Consider the following 17,939-nt stretch of genomic DNA (forward strand, 5'->3'; position numbering starts at 1 on the left):
TGGTGCGTCTAGTGTTTGGTTGCGATGCCCGACAATGCGCGCAATTCCGCACTTGGTGACAGGTCGCGCGGCAAATCAATATTGCCAGAACGGAAGAAACGGTTTTCCACCACCGCTTCCTGTTCTTCCATCAACCGCTGGGCTGCACACATATGCTGATAGGTTACCGCACGGGCGGTTTCGCCATCGGCCTTGCGTAATGCTTCGATCAGGCGGAATTGGTAGTTGCGTCCGATTTCACGAAGTTCTGTATTGGGCTGGTCATAGATCTTTTTGCAAACCGTCAAATTCATCAAAAGATCAATCATGAACCGGCAGATAAACGACAACAGCGGATTGGGGCACAACTCCACCAGCATCAGATGAAATTCAAGTTCCTTGACACGCTGACGGCGCGCTTCCTCAATCGATTGCGGGTGGCTTGCATACCAGGTCATGACTTCTTCAAGACGTTCGAAATCATCGTCGCTGATATGACCAATACAGGCCGCCGCCATTTCCGGTTCCAGCAGAATGCGCAGCTCGTATATATCGCGGATCGAAAGATTCTTGAAAAAGAAGTAGTTGGCCAAAAGTTCGACCGCACGGCCTTCGGACACGGTATCTATAAATGCCCCACCACCCGGCCCGGTGCGCGTCGCAATCAGGCCCTGTGTTTCCATTGACTTCAAGGCTTCGCGCACTGTGCCCTTTGACGCGCCAAGAAGGGTGATCAGTTCAGCTTCCTGGGGCAGACGTTCGCCCGGACGCAGTCCCTTTTGGGCAATGTAATCCTTTAGCGCATCGGCAATGATATCGGATCTTTTACGCTCTCGCTTGCGCGGGCGTGTCTTAAGTTCCAAGTCCTGATCCGGCCCCTTGATCGGGTTTTTTGTCATTTTAATTTCCCTGTCGCGCCACAACCCATCTTGGCATGCATATTAGTCTGTTTTACCGCGTTGTCACCGGGTTGAGCGGGTGGAAACATGCCGCATCATGATTATCAAGGCCATAATGTGCATCGGGCACCTTGGCAACGCAATCATCCTGTGCGCGTGAACAGCGCGGCGCAAAGGCACATCCCGGTGGTGGTGCCAAGGGGTCGGGCAGTTCTGCCGTGGCATCCTCGACCGTCAGCCCGCGCTTGCCGGGCACCGGCGCGCTATCAAGCAACAAACGGGTATAAGGATGGCGGGGTTTTTCAAACAGGGCCCGGCCCGGTGCCTGTTCGACCACGCGGCCAAAATACATCACCGCGACCCGGTCACTGACGGCTTCAACCACCGAAAGATCATGACTGATGAAGATATAGGTCAGGCCAAATTGATCTTTCAAGTCCGACAACAGGTTCAAAACCTGTGCCTGAACGGAAACATCAAGGGCAGAAACCGGCTCATCCAGCACAATGATTTCCGGCTCAGCCGCAAGGGCACGGGCAATGCCAATGCGCTGTGCCTGCCCGCCGGAAAATTCATGCGGATAACGATCCAGGAATTCCGGACGCAGGTTCACCGCATCCATCAGTTCCTTCATCCGGGCTTCAAGTGCATCGCCCGAAAGACCACGCAAATAGCGTAGCGGTGCCGCCAGTGTTTCACGGATCAATTTACGCGGGTTAAGCGAACTGATCGGATCCTGAAACACATATTGAATACGCTTGGACAGCGCGTGGCGATCGTCGGAAATCAGATCATTCATATCCGATCCGGTCAGGGTGATGTTACCTTCGGTCGGGCGATCCAACCCCACCAACATCCGCGCCAAAGTCGACTTGCCACACCCGGACTCACCAACAATGCCAAGGGTTTCGCCCTTGCGCACCGCCACATCAATCCCGCGCACGGCATAAACCGTCGGCTTTTTGCCACCCAACAACGTCCTGCCGCCACCAAAGGTGCGGACAAGATCGCTTGTTTGCAAAACGACGTCAGACACATCAGACATTTGCACCCTCCATCGGTTTGATACACCGCACACCATGACCATCGCCCAGATCATCAAATGCGATGGAACCAACCCGACATTTTTCCTCAGCCCGATCACAACGATCGGCAAAGGCACAGCCCGCAGGCAGATTATTGACCGCCGGTGGCAGCCCCGGAATGGCAGATGTCCGCCGGTCGGGCTCGCCCAGACGTGGCACACAATCAATCAGACGCTTGGTATAGGGATGAGCTGGATGTTTCAGCACCTGTTCGGTGGTGCCCATTTCAACAATCCGCCCGGCATACATCACCGCCACCCGATCACAGATTTCCGACACCACACCAAAATCATGGGTGATGAACAAAACCGACGTTCCGTGATCGGTACGCAGATCATTCATCAATTTCAAAATCTGCGCCTGCACGGTGACATCAAGGGCCGTGGTCGGTTCGTCGGCAATGATCAGGCGCGGCTCATTGGCAAGCGCCATTGCAATGCCAACACGCTGACGCATCCCGCCTGACAGCTGATGGGGATAATTATTGGCCCGGCTTTCGGGGTTGGGAATGCGGACCATGCCCAGCAATTTGACCGCCTTGGCCCAGGCATCCCTGTAGCTCACCGCATTATGGGCGCGGATGGCTTCGACCAACTGATCGCCAATTGAGAACAGCGGATGCAGCGTCGATAACGGATCCTGAAAAACATAGGCCGCCTTGCCACCGCGAATGTCACGCACCTGATTTTCAGTCATGTCATAGACATCCTTGCCATCAAACATGACACGCCCGCCGACAATCGTGCCCGGTGGCGACGCCACAAGTCCAAGCAGGGAAAGTGCGGTTACCGACTTGCCCGAACCGGACTCACCAACCAGACCAACGCATTCGTTTTTGCCGACATCAAAGCTGACGCCGCCGACCGCCTTATAGGTGTCATCACCCAAGACAAATTCGGTGCGCAAGTCATCAACAGCAAGAACGGTTTCATCGGCAATCTGGTTGCTTGTACCTTGGTCGCTGCGGTCAATTTTGGTCAGCGGCGCCGGGCGGGCCAAAGCACCCGATTTCAAACGTGGATCAAGCACATCGCGAATGCCATCGCCCAGTAAATTGATGCTCATGACCAGAATAAAGATCATCGCCCCGGGAATGGCCGAAAGATGCTGTGCGGTCGTGATCAGCTTGCGCCCCTCGCCCAGCATGGAGCCCAAATCTGCCTGTGGTGGTTGTGCCCCAAGCCCGAGGAAACTAAGCCCCGCCGTTTCAAGGATCATCCAGCCGACGGTGGTCGAAATCGTAATCACGATGACCGGCATTACATTCGGCAAAATTTCGGTCAAAAGGATACGAATATGTCCCTTGCCGGAAAGTTTGGCCGCATCGACAAATTCCCGATGGGCAATCCCCACTGTGACGCCGCGAATGTTACGCGCAAAGAACGGAATATTGACCACCGCAATCGCATAGAGCGCATTCATCAACCCCGGACCAAGTGCGGCGACAATCGCCAAGGCCAGCAGGATATAGGGGAAGGCCATCAACATATCGATGCCGCGCATCATGATGTTATCGGTTCGCCCGCCAAAATAGCCCGACACAATCCCGATGGTTGATCCAAACAAAGCCGCGACAAGCGATGCGGAAATCCCGACCGCAAGACTGACCCGTGTGCCCCAAAGCAAGCGTGACAGCAAATCACGCCCCAAATGATCCGTGCCCAACAAATGTCCGTCGGAGAAGGGCGGCAAAAGCCGCTGTGCCGGGTTGGTCACATCCGGGTCTGGCAGGGGCAGAATGGGTGTGATCAGAACGATCAAGACCACAAGGGCCAAAATCACGGCCCCCATCAGGGCAAGCTGATTACGCGCCAAAAGCTTAAAGGCTGATGGCCGTGCCGATCGCTTTTTAGTTTTGATTTCGGATGCTGTTGCTGTGTTGCTGGTCATGCCTTCACCCTCGGATCAAGCAGATGCTGGATGACATCGGCAAACAGGTTAAACAGGACATAACTACCCGCGACCAGAACCACCCCACCCTGCACCAGCAGAATGTCGCGCGTGGAAATCGCATTGACCAGCATGCGGCCAATGCCGGGCCACTGAAACACAGTTTCAATATAAACTGCCCCGCCCAGAACAAAGCCCGCCTGAACGCCAATCACCGGAATGACATTGACCAGGGCGGCCTTAAACGCGTGGCGGTAAATCACCCGGTTTTCATCAAGCCCCTTGGCCCGTGCTGTGCGAATGAAGTCCTGTCGCAGCACTTCAAGCATGTTCGACCGTGTCAGCCGGGCAATGATCCCGGTGGCGACAACGGCAAGCGTGATGGACGGCAAAATCAAATGACGGATCAAATCGGGCAAATCCCCGCCGCCATAAATGGCATACATGCCACTGACCGGAAGCCAGCGCAGCTCCACGGCAAAAAACATCATCAACAAAAGCCCCAGCCAGAAACTTGGCACGGAAATCCCGATCAGAACGGCAAAGGTCAGTGCCTTGTCGGCCCAGCCATATTGGCGCACCGCCGATACAACCCCGGTCAGAAGACCAAAGATCGTACAAAGGACAAGCGACGTTCCCGCCAAAATCAGCGTCGCACCAAACCGTTCAAGAATTTCGTCAAGAACCGGACGATTGAGGCTATAGGATCGCCCGAAATCGCCCTGAAGCATATTGGTCAGCCAGATCCAGTATTGTTCAACCATGGTTTTGTCCAAACCAAGATCGGCGCGCAATTTCGCGACATTGTCCGGCGTGGCATAGGATCCAAGGATCGCCAATGCCGGATCACCGGGGATCATCGACATAATCAGAAAAACGATCACGGTCAGGCCCAGTAAAACCGGCACCATCAGGATCAATCGACGTAAAATATAGACGTGCATGGCAAGGCTCGTCTGGCTATGTGCGGGAAACGGGCTTTACAGTAAAATAGCCGGGGCAAGGCACCTTACCCCGGCTATTTTGATCAGATCAGTTCTTTACGACGTCATCAAGCAGCAGGAAGAAGGACGGCTGCAATTTGAAGCCATCAACCATCGTGCTTGAAACCGCGTTCTGTTTCCAGTTGGCGATAAAGGCCCAGGGCGCATCGTCATAAACGATTTCCTGCATCTCGCGATACAGCTTGGCGCGTTCTGCCTGATCGGTCGAAGAACGGGCTGCCTCAAGAAGCTTGTCAACTTCCGGGTTGGAATAATACCCGGAGTTAAAGCCCCCCTTGTCCGGCCATGCATCGGTGCGCAGTGCCAGATACGGAAGCGTATCGGGATCATTGGTCATCCATGCCATTTCGGCCATGTCCGCCTTGCCCTCAAGCCCCGGATTCACCTTGCCAAGGAAGGTGTTCCATTCATAGGTCTCAATGGCAACGGTCAGACCGATCTGGGCAAGGTCTGCCTGAATGGCAGCGCCCATCGGCACCGGATCAAGCATGCCCGAACCGCCTTCGGTAACATAGAAGGTCACTTCTGCGCCCTCGGCACCGGCTTCCTTGATCAGCTGCTTGGCCTTTTCAATATCATGCGGATACGGCTGAAGCTGTTCGTTATAGGCCCATGCGAATGCAGGCGGGGTCGGACCGGTTGCGATTTCGGCAGTGCCCTGCAGGACGTTTTCAACCAGTGCCTTTTTGTCGATGGCATAATTGATCGCCTGACGGACGCGCTTGTCCTGGAATGGACCTTCTTTCAGGTTCAGGATCAGGAACCAAAGGTGCGGACCGGCCTGTTCATAGACGCTGAAGTTCGCATCACCGGATAGCTGGGTCAGGCTGTCTGGCGGCACTTCGACCATCAGATCAATCCCGCCGGCCATCAGTTCGGCAACACGGGTGTTGGCATCGGTGATCGGGCGGAACACAACCGCTTCAAGCTTGGCGGCATCTTCCCAGTAATCATCGTTGCGCACGACAACCACCTTGGCGTTGCTTTCCCATTCGGCAAATTTGAACGGACCCGTTCCAACCGGGTTACGGCCATAATCCGCGCCCCCTTCGCGCACCGCACTTGGCGATACGATCAGACCTGTGGGATAGGCAAGATTGGACAGGAACGGCGCATAGGGCGCATTCAGTTGGAATTTGACCGTAAGGTCATCAACGACCTCGACCTCTTCCACCGCGCTAAAGAAGAACGAAAGCGGGAAAGGACCGGTGTCATGTTCCGGGTGATTTTCATCAAGCATACGGTCGAAATTGTATTTCACCGCGTCGGCGTTGAACGGCGTTCCGTCGTGGAAGGTCACACCTTCGCGCAAGGAAAAGGTATATACCGTGCCGTCATCTGAGATCGTCCAGCTTTCTGCAAGGGCGGGCTCAACTTCGAGCGTGCCGTCCTTGTAGCGCACCAGACCATCATAAACATTCATCAGAATACGGAAATCATTCACGGCGGTCACGGCCGCCGGATCAAGTGATTTGGGTTCTGCAATCTGACCAACCACCAGAACACCTGGTGGAGTCTGTGCTTCGGCCGTCGGGCCAAAACCAATTGCCGAAACCGCGAGGGCTGCTGCTGCAAGCACCCCTTTAAACAGGCTTTTCATTCAAGCCTCCCTTGTTGAAACCTTCCTGTTACCCCCGGCTCATACCGAACCGCTCGACAACGCACCGTTTGCAAGGTGGTCTTTTTTTGATTGGACGTTCCCCGTTTTCCGAACCCGTTGTCGATGCATTCGGATGTCACGGTTGCAAATCCTATTTATAATGATAAATTTGATTTGAGCAAATATTTATCATGATAAATTTAAAACAGCGCACCTTTGACGTTGTCAGACAGGCGGGAACAATGACCTACACCATCGTCGCCAGAGACCCGAAAACCGAAGCATTGGGCATCGCCAGTGCGACGGGAAATCTGGCTGTTGGCGGGTTTGTCCCCCACATCAGACCAGGTGTCGGTGCCATCGCCACCCAAGGGTTTTCGACAAATTACTGGTACGGGATCAACGGCTTAAACATGCTCAACGAACGGAAAAATGCCGAGTCGGTGCGCGATGAACTTGTTGGCGCCGACAATGGATCCCATTGGCGACAACTTCTTGTCCTTGATCAAACCGGCAAAACTGCCGTCTGGACCGGTGATAAAAACCGGCCGGAAACCGCGCATATCGCAACAAATAACCTGGTGATCGGGGGTAACATGCTGGCACATCGCGCTGTGCCGGAAACCATGCAGGCACGATTTGACGCCATGATGAAATCGTCCGAACCGTTCGAAACATGCATGATGGAATCCCTGATCGCAGGCTTTGAGGCCGGGGGGGATGTCCGCGGCACCACATCGGCCATGATCAAGATTGTCGCACCTGATAGCCTGCCGCTTGATCTGCGTGTGGATGACCATGCCACCCCCATCACAGAGCTTAAACGTCTTTATGACATGACCCGTGATCCTGAATATCGCCGGTTCTTTGATCGACTGCCCACCCCGAACAAGCCCCACCAATACTAGCGTCAGGACCATATTCCATGCTTGGCCAAATTGTTTTTGACCGTCTCGAAGAAGCCGCCGCCCACAGCCAACCCGGTCCCGGCGTTACCCGCCTGTTTCTAAGCAATGAACATCGCGCCGTAACCCCATTGATCCGGGGCTGGATGACCAAGGCCGGGCTGATCAGCGAAATTGACGCCGCAGGCAATATCGTCGGGCGCGATCAAAAGGCCCTTGATGGTGCCCCCACCCTTATTTTGGGGTCGCATCAGGACACCGTTGTATCGGGTGGAAAATATGACGGGATGCTGGGTGTCGCCCTGCCGATTGCGGTGATTGAGCACCTCAGGGCATCGGGTGTTGAACTTCCGTTCGGGATTGAAATTGTCGCCTTTGGTGATGAGGAAGGCACACGTTTTCAGTCCACCCTTGTCGGATCACGCGCACTTGCCGGAAAGCATGATCCCAAATCGCTTGAGGCCACGGATGACAAGGGCATTTCGGTTGCCCAAGCCCTGCGTGATTTTGGCTGTACGCCCGAAGATATTCCAGCGTTAAAGCGCGATAAAAAGACCGTTCTGGGCTTTGTCGAAACCCATATCGAACAGGGACCGGTTCTTGAAAAGCGTGATCTTCCGGTTGGTGTGGTCACCGCACTCACCGGTATTGAACGCCACCGCATCCGCATTCAGGGCAAGGCCAGCCATGCCGGAACCACGCCGATGAATGACCGTCATGACGCGCTGGTTGCCGCCGCCGATGTCATTCATCAGGTCGAAGCGGTTTGCTCCGCGACCGAGGGCATGGTCGGTGTTGTCGGCAAGATCGAAGTCAACCCCAATGCCGTTAATGTCATACCCGATCACGTTGATCTGACGATTGAGCTACGTGCCCCTGAACGGATTGTTCGGGTCAATGGCCGGGGTGGAATCTTGTCTACCCTTCCCAATATCGCCAACAATCGTCGGGTCGAAATCGCCGCAGACCTGACCTATGAGGCAGAAGGAGTGCCGTGCGCAAACTGGATCATGGATGGACTGGGACAGGCGATTGGCGAACAGGGGATTGAACCCTATCGCCTGTTTAGTGGTGCTGGCCACGACGGCCTTGCCATGCATGACCTGTGCGACATTGGCATGTTGTTTGTACGATGCCGCGACGGATTAAGTCACCATCCCGATGAGTCCGTCACACCGCACGACATTGATGTTGCCGCACATGTCCTGATCGACTTTCTGCAGATGGTTGGCCCGATGAAGGGTTTGTAATTACGGCCAGAATCAGGAACCTTCAACCGGTTACACCCACTTTTTTTCCAACATTTCACGATATTTTACAGTGCCAGCTGGTCAAATCAGCGGGCATTGTTTTGTTTTGGGGCCCAAAACGCCAACCTTTAGAACTACATAATTTTTTCATATTCAACTTTTTGGCGAATTTATTTCATTTTTATGTATGATTTTCAGGTCGCCTTGGGTGGCGGCGGCAAATGCATATCGGGGGAACCGTCGTATCGCCGTCACAAACCAAGCGACAGGTGCAGGGAGGAACTGCATTACATCCGTGGGGGAATTTGCCTTAATTTTCAGTCTCTGATCAGGAGAAGCACATGACCGATCAGCCAATTCTTGTGGGCTATGACGGAACAGATGCCGCACAGCGTGCCGCAGAGTTTGCGGGCAAACGCGCAGCAGCCGAAGGCTGTGCAGTCCATCTGGTTTACGTTCTTGAATGGTCCCCGTACAGCTTCCTGTCAACACAGGAACTTGAAGAACGCCATCAACGGCGAACAGAAGAATTGTCGCGAGCAGAGCAAACGCTCAAGCCCGCGCTGGAGGCATTAAACAAGCTTAAAATACCGGTTACTTCGGAAGTCCGTTACGGCCACTCCGGCGAACTGATCTGCAAAATCGCCGAAGACAAAGGCGCGTGTCAGATCATTGTTGGCCGCAAAGGTGGTTCTGCTTTGGGTGCAAGACTGCTGGGCAGTTTGCCGCTCACGCTGGTACAGGCATCGCCTGTTCCGGTCACAGTCGTTCCGTAAGGCATTCACGAATATAAACCGGAGAAGCATCATGTTCTGGAACAAAACAGTGACGGCAAGCGCCGTTGCATTGCTGTCGGCCATCCTGCCTCAAATCGCGCAAGCGCAGGAAGTCGGCCTTGATCAACGAATCAACGAAGCAATTGCACCAATTTCAAACGTAATTGCCGGGACCATGTTTTATTCCGTGCCCATCGCGGGTACGGCCTTTCCACTGATTGTCGGCTGGCTGGTGGTGGCCGCGACGATCTTTACCCTTTATTTCGGCTTTGTTCAGTTCCGCAAATTCGGCCATGCGATTTCGCTGGTCAAGGGGGACTACTCCCATCCTGATGATGCCGGTGAAGTTTCGCACTTCCAAGCGTTGGCCACTGCCCTTTCGGGTACGGTCGGTCTTGGTAATATCGCCGGTGTGGCGGTTGCCGTTTCCATCGGCGGGCCGGGTGCAACATTCTGGATGATCCTTGCAGGCCTTCTTGGCATGGCATCGAAATTCACCGAATGTACGCTGGGTGTTAAATACCGTAACGAATTGCCCGACGGGCGCGTTTCCGGTGGACCGATGTATTACCTGTCCAAGGGTTTGGCAGAAAAAGGCAAACCGGGCCTTGGCAAGGTTCTGGCCATTCTGTTTTCGGTCTGCTGTATCGGTGGTGCTGTTGGCGGGGGCAATATGTTCCAGGCCAATCAGGCCTTCCAGCAGGTTCTCAATGTAACGGGCGGTGAAAACAGCTTCCTTGCCGGTTCCGGCTGGTTGTTTGGCCTTGTCATGGCGATCATCGTTGGCGTCGTGATCATTGGCGGGATTAAATCCATCGCCAAGGTGACCGAAAAAATCGTGCCCTTCATGGCCATCATCTATGTCACCGCAGGCATGATCATCATCATTTCCAACATCTCGATGGTTGGTGATGCCTTTGCCCAGATCTTTGTCGGGGCCTTTACCGGTGCCGGTGTTGCCGGTGGTGTGGTGGGTGCCCTTATCCAGGGCTTCAAACGTGCTGCCTTCTCCAACGAAGCAGGTATCGGTTCTGCGGCCATTGCCCACGCGGCGGTACGCACCAAGGAACCGGTTACCGAGGGCTATGTCGCCCTTTTGGAGCCGTTCATCGATACGGTGGTGATCTGCACTATGACCGCCCTTGTCATTACCATCAGTGGCGAGTTGAATTCCGGCCTGACCGGTGTTGAGCTGACCTCGGCGGCATTTGCATCGGCCTTCACATGGTTCCCGCTTATTCTGGCGCTTGCTGTTGTGCTGTTTGCTTTCTCCACCATGCTGTCATGGTCCTATTACGGGCTGAAAAGCTGGACCTATCTGGTCGGTGAAGGCAAAGGCAAGGAGATCATCTTCAAACTGTTCTTCTGCCTGTGCGTGATCGTTGGTTCATCCATGAGCCTCGGTCCGGTGATTGACTTCTCGGACTCCATGATCTTTGCCATGGCGATCCCCAACATCATTGGTCTTTATTTCCTGATGTCGGTCGTTCGCGGCGAGATCAATCAGTACTGGGAAAAGATCGAAAGCGGCGAGATCAAAAAGGTCAAATAGGCCCTTGCCCAAACAATCTGAATTCAAACACCCCTGCCTTTTCTGGCGGGGGTGTTTTTTGTGACCTGTGCGAATGGCATGGCAGGTGATCAGCAGTCAACCTATGCAAAGCAACGCAAATGTGCGATTTTAATCGGCAACATAGACGCGCCATGTTATGAAGCGCGCCAAAGTCCCAGATGAATTGGGACAAAGAGATTTCCCGCAGACGACGAACAGAAAAGACCCGCAAGTGATGAGTGTTCAACCGCGCCGTTCCGAATTATTGATGCCCGCAGGCTCGCTCGAGAAGCTAAAGGTTGCTGTGCTGTATGGCGCAGATGCCGTTTACATGGGCACGCCGGACTTGTCCCTTCGGGTGAAAAGCCAGATGTCGCTTGAGGACGTGGTCGAGGGCATTGATTTCGCCCACGAACATGGCGTGCGCGTTTACCTGACGCTTAACCTGTTCTCGCACAACAAGGACATCGACAAGCTTCCGGAATATGTCGATACCGTGCGGAAGGTGAACCCCGATGGTTTGATCGTGGCTGATCCGGGTGTTTTCATGTTTGTGCGCGAACATGCGCCGGAACTTGATTTGCATGTTTCAACACAGGCGAACGTCTGTTCCTGGCAAAGCGTGAAGTTCTGGCAAAGCATCGGGGCCAAGCTTGTCGTGCTGGGCCGTGAGGTTTCCTATGAGGAACTCACCGAAATCCGTGCAAAATGCCCCGACATCAAGATCGAGGCATTTGTGCATGGGTCGATGTGCATGACCTATTCCGGGCGTTGTTTGCTGTCGAACTTCATGGCCGAACGCGGGGCCAATCAGGGCGCATGCGCCAACAGCTGCCGCTGGAAATACAAAGTCCACATGAAGCTGAAAGACGGCACGGTCAAGGAACTCAAACTGACCGAAGAAAACCTGGAAATGTTTGATTTCTTCCTTGAAGAAGAAATGCGTCCGGGCGAGCTGATGGAAATTCAGGAAGACGAACGCGGGTCTTATATCCTGAATTCACGTGATCTTTGCATCATGCCGAAACTTGAAGACTACCTGAAAATCGGGGTTGATAGCCTCAAGGTCGAAGGGCGAGGCAAAAGTGCCTATTACGCAGGTCTGGTGGCGCGCGCATACCGCATGGCAATTGATGACTGGTACGAAGACCCGGAAAACTGGTCGGCTGACGACTATATGAAGGAACTCGCCACCATTCCCAACCGTGGCTATACCCTTGCCTTCCACGAAGGCCGTCTGACCAACTATGCGCACGGCTATGACAGCAACAACAACGTATCTGACTGGGAATTTGCCGGGCAGATCGAAACCGTCGAAGACGATGCGTTCATCATGACGGTGAAAAACCGCATGCTGGCAGGGGATGTGATTGAAATCGTCCCGCCGCGCGGTCGCAAAACCGTCTTTATCCGCATGTATGAATTCATCGATGCCAAAACCGGCAAGGTCGGCGAAGCAGTGCATGCGGGCAAACAACCGCTGGTGCGCATTCCCTTCTCGCTGCTTGATCAGGAAGACCCGGAATATCTGCGCACCGCCTTCCCGCCGATGACCATCATCCGCAAGGAAAAGGCGCTGACCGAAGACGAATGGCAGCGCCTGAAACTTGATCAGGAAGGCCACAAGATCGAGATGGGCAAGGGCAACGAAGAGCGTTATGACGCCAAACGCGAAGCCCTTAAAACAGCCATCGATGACCGTCAGAAAGACCGCACCTTCAGAACACCACGCATCGGCACAAAAGGCTGCTGTGGCCGTGGGTGTAATGGCTGCATGATCTTCTGGCACGATCCAAGCTACGCCAAGGCACGCGAAGTTCTTGGCAAACGCAAACAGGGCGAGATGCTGGAAAAAGACGGCAAAACGATTGCTGCTGAATAGGCATCATCTGCACCATCCGCACAAAAACAAACGGCAGCATTCATATCGGATGCTGCCGTTTTCTTATGGCTCATCAATCGCTTGTTCTGCCCGTTTTTCCAGCTTGTCGATCCGGCGCAGGGCCAGCCAACCGACCACGACAAACACCAGAAGCAACATCGGACTAAGCACGGCAAGATTTTGCTCGACCAGTTCCGACATCCCTGCCCCCAAACTAAAGCCCAAACCAAAATACAGTCCGACCCAGATCAGAACCGATACGATGCTAAGCGGTAGAAACCGGATAAACGACATCGAACTCATGCCAACCGGAAAGACGCCGAATGACCGCACCCCATGCGGATAACGGCACAGCATGATATAGGCGATGCCGTAATGTTCGAACAAACGCAGGGTCTTGCGCATCCAGCCGGACAGGCTGTCGGGCAGTTTCGCAACAATCGCATCGCCGTATTTTCGCGCCAGAACAAAACGCGCAACATCGCCAACGATACCGCCTGCGATCATCGCGCCCAAGGCCGGAACCGGCATCAGGCTTTCGGCGATCACCAGCATCCCGGCAAATACCGGCAGGATGCTGGATTTACTGACGCAATAGGTAAATATCAGGATATAGGCCAGCTGCTGATACTGCTGGACCCACTGATTGATTGTTTCGAACACGCGCGATACCCGGAAAAATTGGCTTGAACTGACAGCGTTCTAAGCCAATTCGCCTGCCTCTACCAGTGTCCAGCATCACATGTTCGCTGGGGCAGGCCAGGCGCAGGCCAATAGTCCGGCGCGTTATCGGGTCACAATGCGGCCCTTGGCGCTGTTGCAGATGCCGTGTTGACGTGAATGGCATAGACACTTGTCGTTGCCGTGATCAGCAGTTCGTTGCCCCGCGCACCGCCAAACGTAACGTTCGAAACGGTTTCGGGCACAAGGATCTTGCCCAAAAGCACGCCCTGCGGATCAAAGCAATGCACACCATCGGCCGCCGACGTCCAGACATTACCATGGCAATCAACCCGGAAGCCGTCCGGAAGCCCCTTATCAAGAATTGCGAAGTCCCGGCCGTTTTGAAGCGTGTTATCGCCATTCACATCGTAAACACGAATGACCGCAGGCACATCATCATCATGACTTGAACCGGACTCAGCAACATACAGCAGCTTCTCATCAACCGAGAACGCAAGCCCGTTTGGCTGGGTAAAGTCCGTTGCGACCTGACAGATATCACCTGTGTGCGGATCAATGCGAAAGATGCTCCTATGGTCCTGTTCCGGTGTGGATTTATATCCTTCGTAATCAGATAAAATCCCATACGTCGGATCACTAAACCAAATGGACCCATCGGATTTGACCACAACGTCATTTGGTGCGTTGAGCCGTTTGCCGTCAAACCCATCGGCCAGGGTTGTGATCGTGCCATTATGCTCGGTCCTGGTGACAGAACGCGTGCCGTGCTGACAGGTAATCAGGCGTCCATCGCGGTCCACGGTATTGCCATTGGCAAAGTTCGAGTTTTCCCGAAACACATTGACCGTGCCGTCACACATCCAACGATAGATTTTCTGATTGGGAATGTCTGAAAACAGAAGACACTGGTGGGCTGCAAACCAGACAGGCCCCTCGGTCCAGAGGTGTCCTGTTGAAATCTTGCGCAAATGCACATTGGTAAGAATAAGATCACGAAACCGCTGATCTGCAATAAGATATGGTCCATTCATATCTGGTGCCTCCGCTTACTGGCCAAAACAACCACCGACACGATAATCAACCCAGTCAGCATCAAGCGGACACCCGCACCAAGCCCATAGGAATTCAGCATCGATACAATCAAAAACATAAACAGCGCAGCCCCCCAAATGCCCGGAACATTCGAATTACCACCTGCAATAGACGACCCGCCGATCACAACCACGGCAATCGACATCAACATATATTCCGTACCCATATTCAGGTTCGCCCCGCCAGAGAAGCTGGCAAGAACAAACCCGGCGACACCGGCAAGAACCGCACAACCGACATAGACAACAAACCGCACGGCATTAACCGGCACACCACCAAGACGGGCGGCCCGTTTGTTTTGCCCGGTTGCCAGAACCCAGCGCCCTGCAATCGTTTTTTCCAAAACACACCACGCCAGAACCGAAACCAGCAACGCAATCAAGGCCACATTGGGAAGCCCAAATATTCCCCCGGTCGAAAATTGCGCCAAAAGCTCCGGCGGTTTGACACGCACCCCGCGGTTGGACCAAATCGCCAACGACTGGAACAGGAATGACGACGACAATGTCGCGATGATCGGCGGAATGCGCAGCAGCAAGATCAGCGAGAAGTTAAACAGCCCACAGACCAGTCCAACCCCGATCGCAATCAATACCCCCGGCACAATCAGTGCGCCGTCGGTCGCCATGAACTTAAGCGACAAGGTTGCGGCAAGTGTCATGGTCGCGGGAATGGACAAATCCACATTGCCCGGTCCAAGCGTTACGACAAACATTTGCCCTACGCCGACAATCACGGAAAACGAGGCAAAGGTAAGCGCGGCATACAAAAGCGCCCCGGCACCCGCACTGTTTGTCACAACCAGGAGCGTCGCAAGATAGGTCGCCCCTGCCGCCAGAAACGCCCAGATCCAGGGTTTACCAGACACCAGTTCAAGAAAATCGCGCGCGCTGCGCTTTTGCGGCTGCATGTTGTTATCTTTGTTTATCATATTCATACCAGTGCCTCGCGCCGGGTGAAGACAAGACGCACGGCCAAAACGATAATCAAAATCGCGCCCTGGGCGCCGATTTGCCAATCCGGTGACAGATGCAAAAATGACAGAAAGCTTGCCGCCAAGGTAAGGGTCAATGCACCAATCACAGCACCGATGGGCGACACCCGTCCGCCGGTAAATTCACCCCCACCCAAAATCACACCGGCAATCGACAGCAGCGTATAGCGCAAGGCAATATTCGCATCCGCAGACGTCGCAAGCCCGACCAGCGCCATGCCCGAAAGCACACAGAAAAGAGCCGCCACGCCATAGGCAAAAGCCTTAAGCCCCGTGACCGACCAGCCAGAACGCGCAACGGCCCGTTCATTGCCGCCAACGCCACGCAACAACACGCCCAACGACGACCGCTTGACGAAGTAATGCATCACAACGGCAATCACGATCGGGGCAATGATTGCCACCGGCAGGATCGGCGTTTTTGCCGTCATAAGCGCACGCAACCAATCAGGCGCACTTCCGCCCGGCGATGGCAAAACAAGCACGGCCATGCCCGACCAGAAGAATGACATGCCAAGGGTGACAACAATTGCCGGCAACCCACGAGCATAGATGATCGCGCCCATTGCGGCATAGACAAGGATCGCGGCAAACAAAATGCCATAGCCAATCACAGGATCGGTTTGCACAAAGGTTGCGGTGACACAGGCACAGAAACTGACAAAGGAACCAATCGACAAATCAATGTCGTTGACCATCAAAATCATCATTTGGGCAATGGTTGCCAATGCAACCGGCACCGCCAGATTAAACAGAAGGTTCAGCCCGAAATAGCTCATGGCACGTGGCTGCATGTAAAACACCGCCGCCAACAGAATGCCCAAAGACAGGACCGGCAACAAAATGCGCAGATGTTCGCGGTTCATTGGCCTGCCTCCTGCATCTCAAAGGAGGCACGCAGCATGTTTTCCTCGGTAATTTGTTCGCCCTTGAGTTCGGCAGCGATTTCACCATCGCGAAACACAAACACCCGATCACATTCAAGGATCTCGTCGGTTTCAGTCGAATACCAAAGAAACGTGCGCCCGTTCTCAGCCTCGCTGCGGATCATTCGGTAAACTTCCTTTTTGGTCGACACATCCACCCCGCGCATGGGATCATCCATGATCACAATCGGCGCCGAAGACGCCAACGCCCGCGAAAACAGGACTTTTTGCTGATTGCCACCCGACAGGGACAGAATGGGATTATCAAGATCATCTGTCTTGATCCCGATCTTCTCATGCCACGTTCGGGCAATACCCCGTTCGGCTTTGCGATCAACCAGGAACGTCCGACTGAATTCGACAAGGGTCTGCAAACTCAGATTGCGCATGATCGACCACAAGGGCATCACGCCATCGCGGCTTCGATCCCCGGCGACGAAAACAACCGCAGGCGCGCGCGATGCGGACCAATCCGATGTTCGTTCAAGGAAACATTGCGCCAGAACTTCTGCCTGACCATGCCCCGCCAGTCCGGCCAGGCCAACGACTTCGCCCTTGCGCGCATTCAGTCCGTTCTCCATCCGTAAAACTTCCGGCCCGAATTCGCGTTTCTCCAAAATGTTTGCGACGTCTTGGGTGTCGGGCACGACATGGCCCATCGCATCGACCAACCCGTCACGGGTGAAGTTGCTGGCGTCGTCATTTTCAATGATGCGGCCGTCCTTCATCACGACAATGCGGCTGGCGACATCAAAGATTTCCCCCATCATGTGGGATATGAAAATGATCGCCCCGCCGTTCGCACAGAACGTTTTGATATAGGCCAGCAATTGATCGGCAATCGCCCCATCAAGCGACGATGTCGGCTCGTCCAGGATCACCAGACGCGCATCAATATCACGCCGGGAAAAGGCAATCGCGATCTCGACCATTTGCCGATCCGCAATCGGCAGATCGGCCACCACACTATAGGGATCAATACCGTTATCGGGGAACACCGCATCCAAAGAAGCCCGCACGGCAGACGCAGCGTTTTTACGCCAACCTGCCTTGGGCATATTGCGATACGGGATCCGATAATTTTCAAGAACCGTCAGGTTCGGACACAGCGACAGTTCCTGAAAAACGCTGCGCACACCCGAACTTCTCGCCCGATGGGAATTGCGGAAATCGGCAACACCCGGGGCCCCGTCATAACTGACAGTGCCGCTGGTGGGGGACAAACGACCATTGATCACATTGACCAAAGTCGATTTACCCGCCCCGTTGTGACCAACCACACCGACACATTCACCCGGCATGATCACAAGATCCGCACCATCAAGCGCCTTAACCGGTCCGAAAGATACACCGGCTTGGGCAAGCGTAATGATCGGCACCTCCCTGGTGCCGATCATGTTCTGGTTTTCCACCATAATCCT

At 54.3% G+C, this 17,939-nt stretch carries 15 protein-coding genes; 5 read left to right on the plus strand and 10 right to left on the minus strand.

Annotated features, from left to right (window positions below):
* Positions 1–8 precede the first annotated feature (8 nt).
* From JF44_RS0109345 to JF44_RS0109365, 5 genes are all read right to left on the minus strand, one after another.
* The gene (locus tag JF44_RS0109345) at positions 9–878 is read right to left on the minus strand and encodes a FadR/GntR family transcriptional regulator (RefSeq protein ID WP_081944391.1); all 870 of its coding nucleotides are present in this window, start codon (positions 876–878) and stop codon (positions 9–11) included.
* 52 nt (positions 879–930) lie between these two features.
* Positions 931–1,923 (minus strand): ABC transporter ATP-binding protein, encoded by a 993-nt coding sequence (locus JF44_RS0109350; protein ID WP_033068717.1) that lies wholly within the window; start codon positions 1,921–1,923, stop codon positions 931–933.
* Positions 1,916–3,853, minus strand: a complete 1,938-nt coding sequence (locus tag JF44_RS0109355) for a dipeptide/oligopeptide/nickel ABC transporter permease/ATP-binding protein (protein ID WP_081944392.1) — start codon at positions 3,851–3,853, stop codon at positions 1,916–1,918. The genes JF44_RS0109350 and JF44_RS0109355 overlap by 8 nt, the downstream gene beginning before the upstream one ends.
* On the minus strand, positions 3,850–4,797 hold the full coding sequence (locus JF44_RS0109360; protein ID WP_033068718.1) for an ABC transporter permease: 948 nt from the start codon (positions 4,795–4,797) through the stop codon (positions 3,850–3,852). The genes JF44_RS0109355 and JF44_RS0109360 overlap by 4 nt, the downstream gene beginning before the upstream one ends.
* A gap of 88 nt (positions 4,798–4,885) precedes the next feature.
* A complete protein-coding gene (locus JF44_RS0109365) occupies positions 4,886–6,457 on the minus strand; it encodes an ABC transporter substrate-binding protein (RefSeq protein ID WP_033068719.1) in 1,572 nt (523 codons plus the stop codon).
* Between the two features lie 242 nt (positions 6,458–6,699).
* Between JF44_RS0109365 and JF44_RS0109370 the strand changes: the two genes are divergently transcribed.
* From JF44_RS0109370 to JF44_RS0109390, 5 genes are all read left to right on the plus strand, one after another.
* Positions 6,700–7,365, plus strand: coding sequence for a DUF1028 domain-containing protein (locus tag JF44_RS0109370; RefSeq protein WP_033068934.1), 666 nt, complete (start codon positions 6,700–6,702; stop codon positions 7,363–7,365).
* A gap of 17 nt (positions 7,366–7,382) precedes the next feature.
* Positions 7,383–8,612 (plus strand): allantoate amidohydrolase, encoded by a 1,230-nt coding sequence (locus JF44_RS0109375; RefSeq protein WP_033068720.1) that lies wholly within the window; start codon positions 7,383–7,385, stop codon positions 8,610–8,612.
* A gap of 341 nt (positions 8,613–8,953) precedes the next feature.
* A complete protein-coding gene (locus JF44_RS0109380) occupies positions 8,954–9,388 on the plus strand; it encodes a universal stress protein (RefSeq protein WP_033068721.1) in 435 nt (144 codons plus the stop codon).
* Positions 9,389–9,419: 31 nt separating this feature from the next.
* Positions 9,420–10,940, plus strand: coding sequence for an alanine/glycine:cation symporter family protein (locus JF44_RS0109385; RefSeq protein WP_033068722.1), 1,521 nt, complete (start codon positions 9,420–9,422; stop codon positions 10,938–10,940).
* 235 nt (positions 10,941–11,175) lie between these two features.
* Positions 11,176–12,822, plus strand: coding sequence for a U32 family peptidase C-terminal domain-containing protein (locus JF44_RS0109390; protein ID WP_033068723.1), 1,647 nt, complete (start codon positions 11,176–11,178; stop codon positions 12,820–12,822).
* A 63-nt stretch (positions 12,823–12,885) separates the two neighbouring features.
* Here the strand turns inward: JF44_RS0109390 and JF44_RS0109395 are convergent, their stop codons facing one another.
* From JF44_RS0109395 to JF44_RS0109415, 5 genes are all read right to left on the minus strand, one after another.
* Positions 12,886–13,485, minus strand: a complete 600-nt coding sequence (locus tag JF44_RS0109395; protein ID WP_033068724.1) for a DedA family protein — start codon at positions 13,483–13,485, stop codon at positions 12,886–12,888.
* A gap of 131 nt (positions 13,486–13,616) precedes the next feature.
* Entirely contained in the window at positions 13,617–14,537 is a 921-nt protein-coding gene (locus tag JF44_RS0109400; protein ID WP_033068725.1) for an SMP-30/gluconolactonase/LRE family protein, read from the minus strand.
* Positions 14,534–15,508, minus strand: coding sequence for an ABC transporter permease (locus tag JF44_RS0109405; protein WP_052065728.1), 975 nt, complete (start codon positions 15,506–15,508; stop codon positions 14,534–14,536). The genes JF44_RS0109400 and JF44_RS0109405 overlap by 4 nt, the downstream gene beginning before the upstream one ends.
* A 23-nt stretch (positions 15,509–15,531) precedes the next feature.
* The gene (locus tag JF44_RS0109410; protein ID WP_033068726.1) at positions 15,532–16,458 is read right to left on the minus strand and encodes an ABC transporter permease; all 927 of its coding nucleotides are present in this window, start codon (positions 16,456–16,458) and stop codon (positions 15,532–15,534) included.
* Positions 16,455–17,915 (minus strand): sugar ABC transporter ATP-binding protein, encoded by a 1,461-nt coding sequence (locus JF44_RS0109415; protein ID WP_033068936.1) that lies wholly within the window; start codon positions 17,913–17,915, stop codon positions 16,455–16,457. Before JF44_RS0109415 ends, JF44_RS0109410 begins: the two co-directional genes overlap by 4 nt.
* Positions 17,916–17,939 lie beyond the last annotated feature (24 nt).

The organism is Thalassospira australica, assembly GCF_000763295.1.
Taxonomy (GTDB): domain Bacteria; phylum Pseudomonadota; class Alphaproteobacteria; order Rhodospirillales; family Thalassospiraceae; genus Thalassospira; species Thalassospira australica.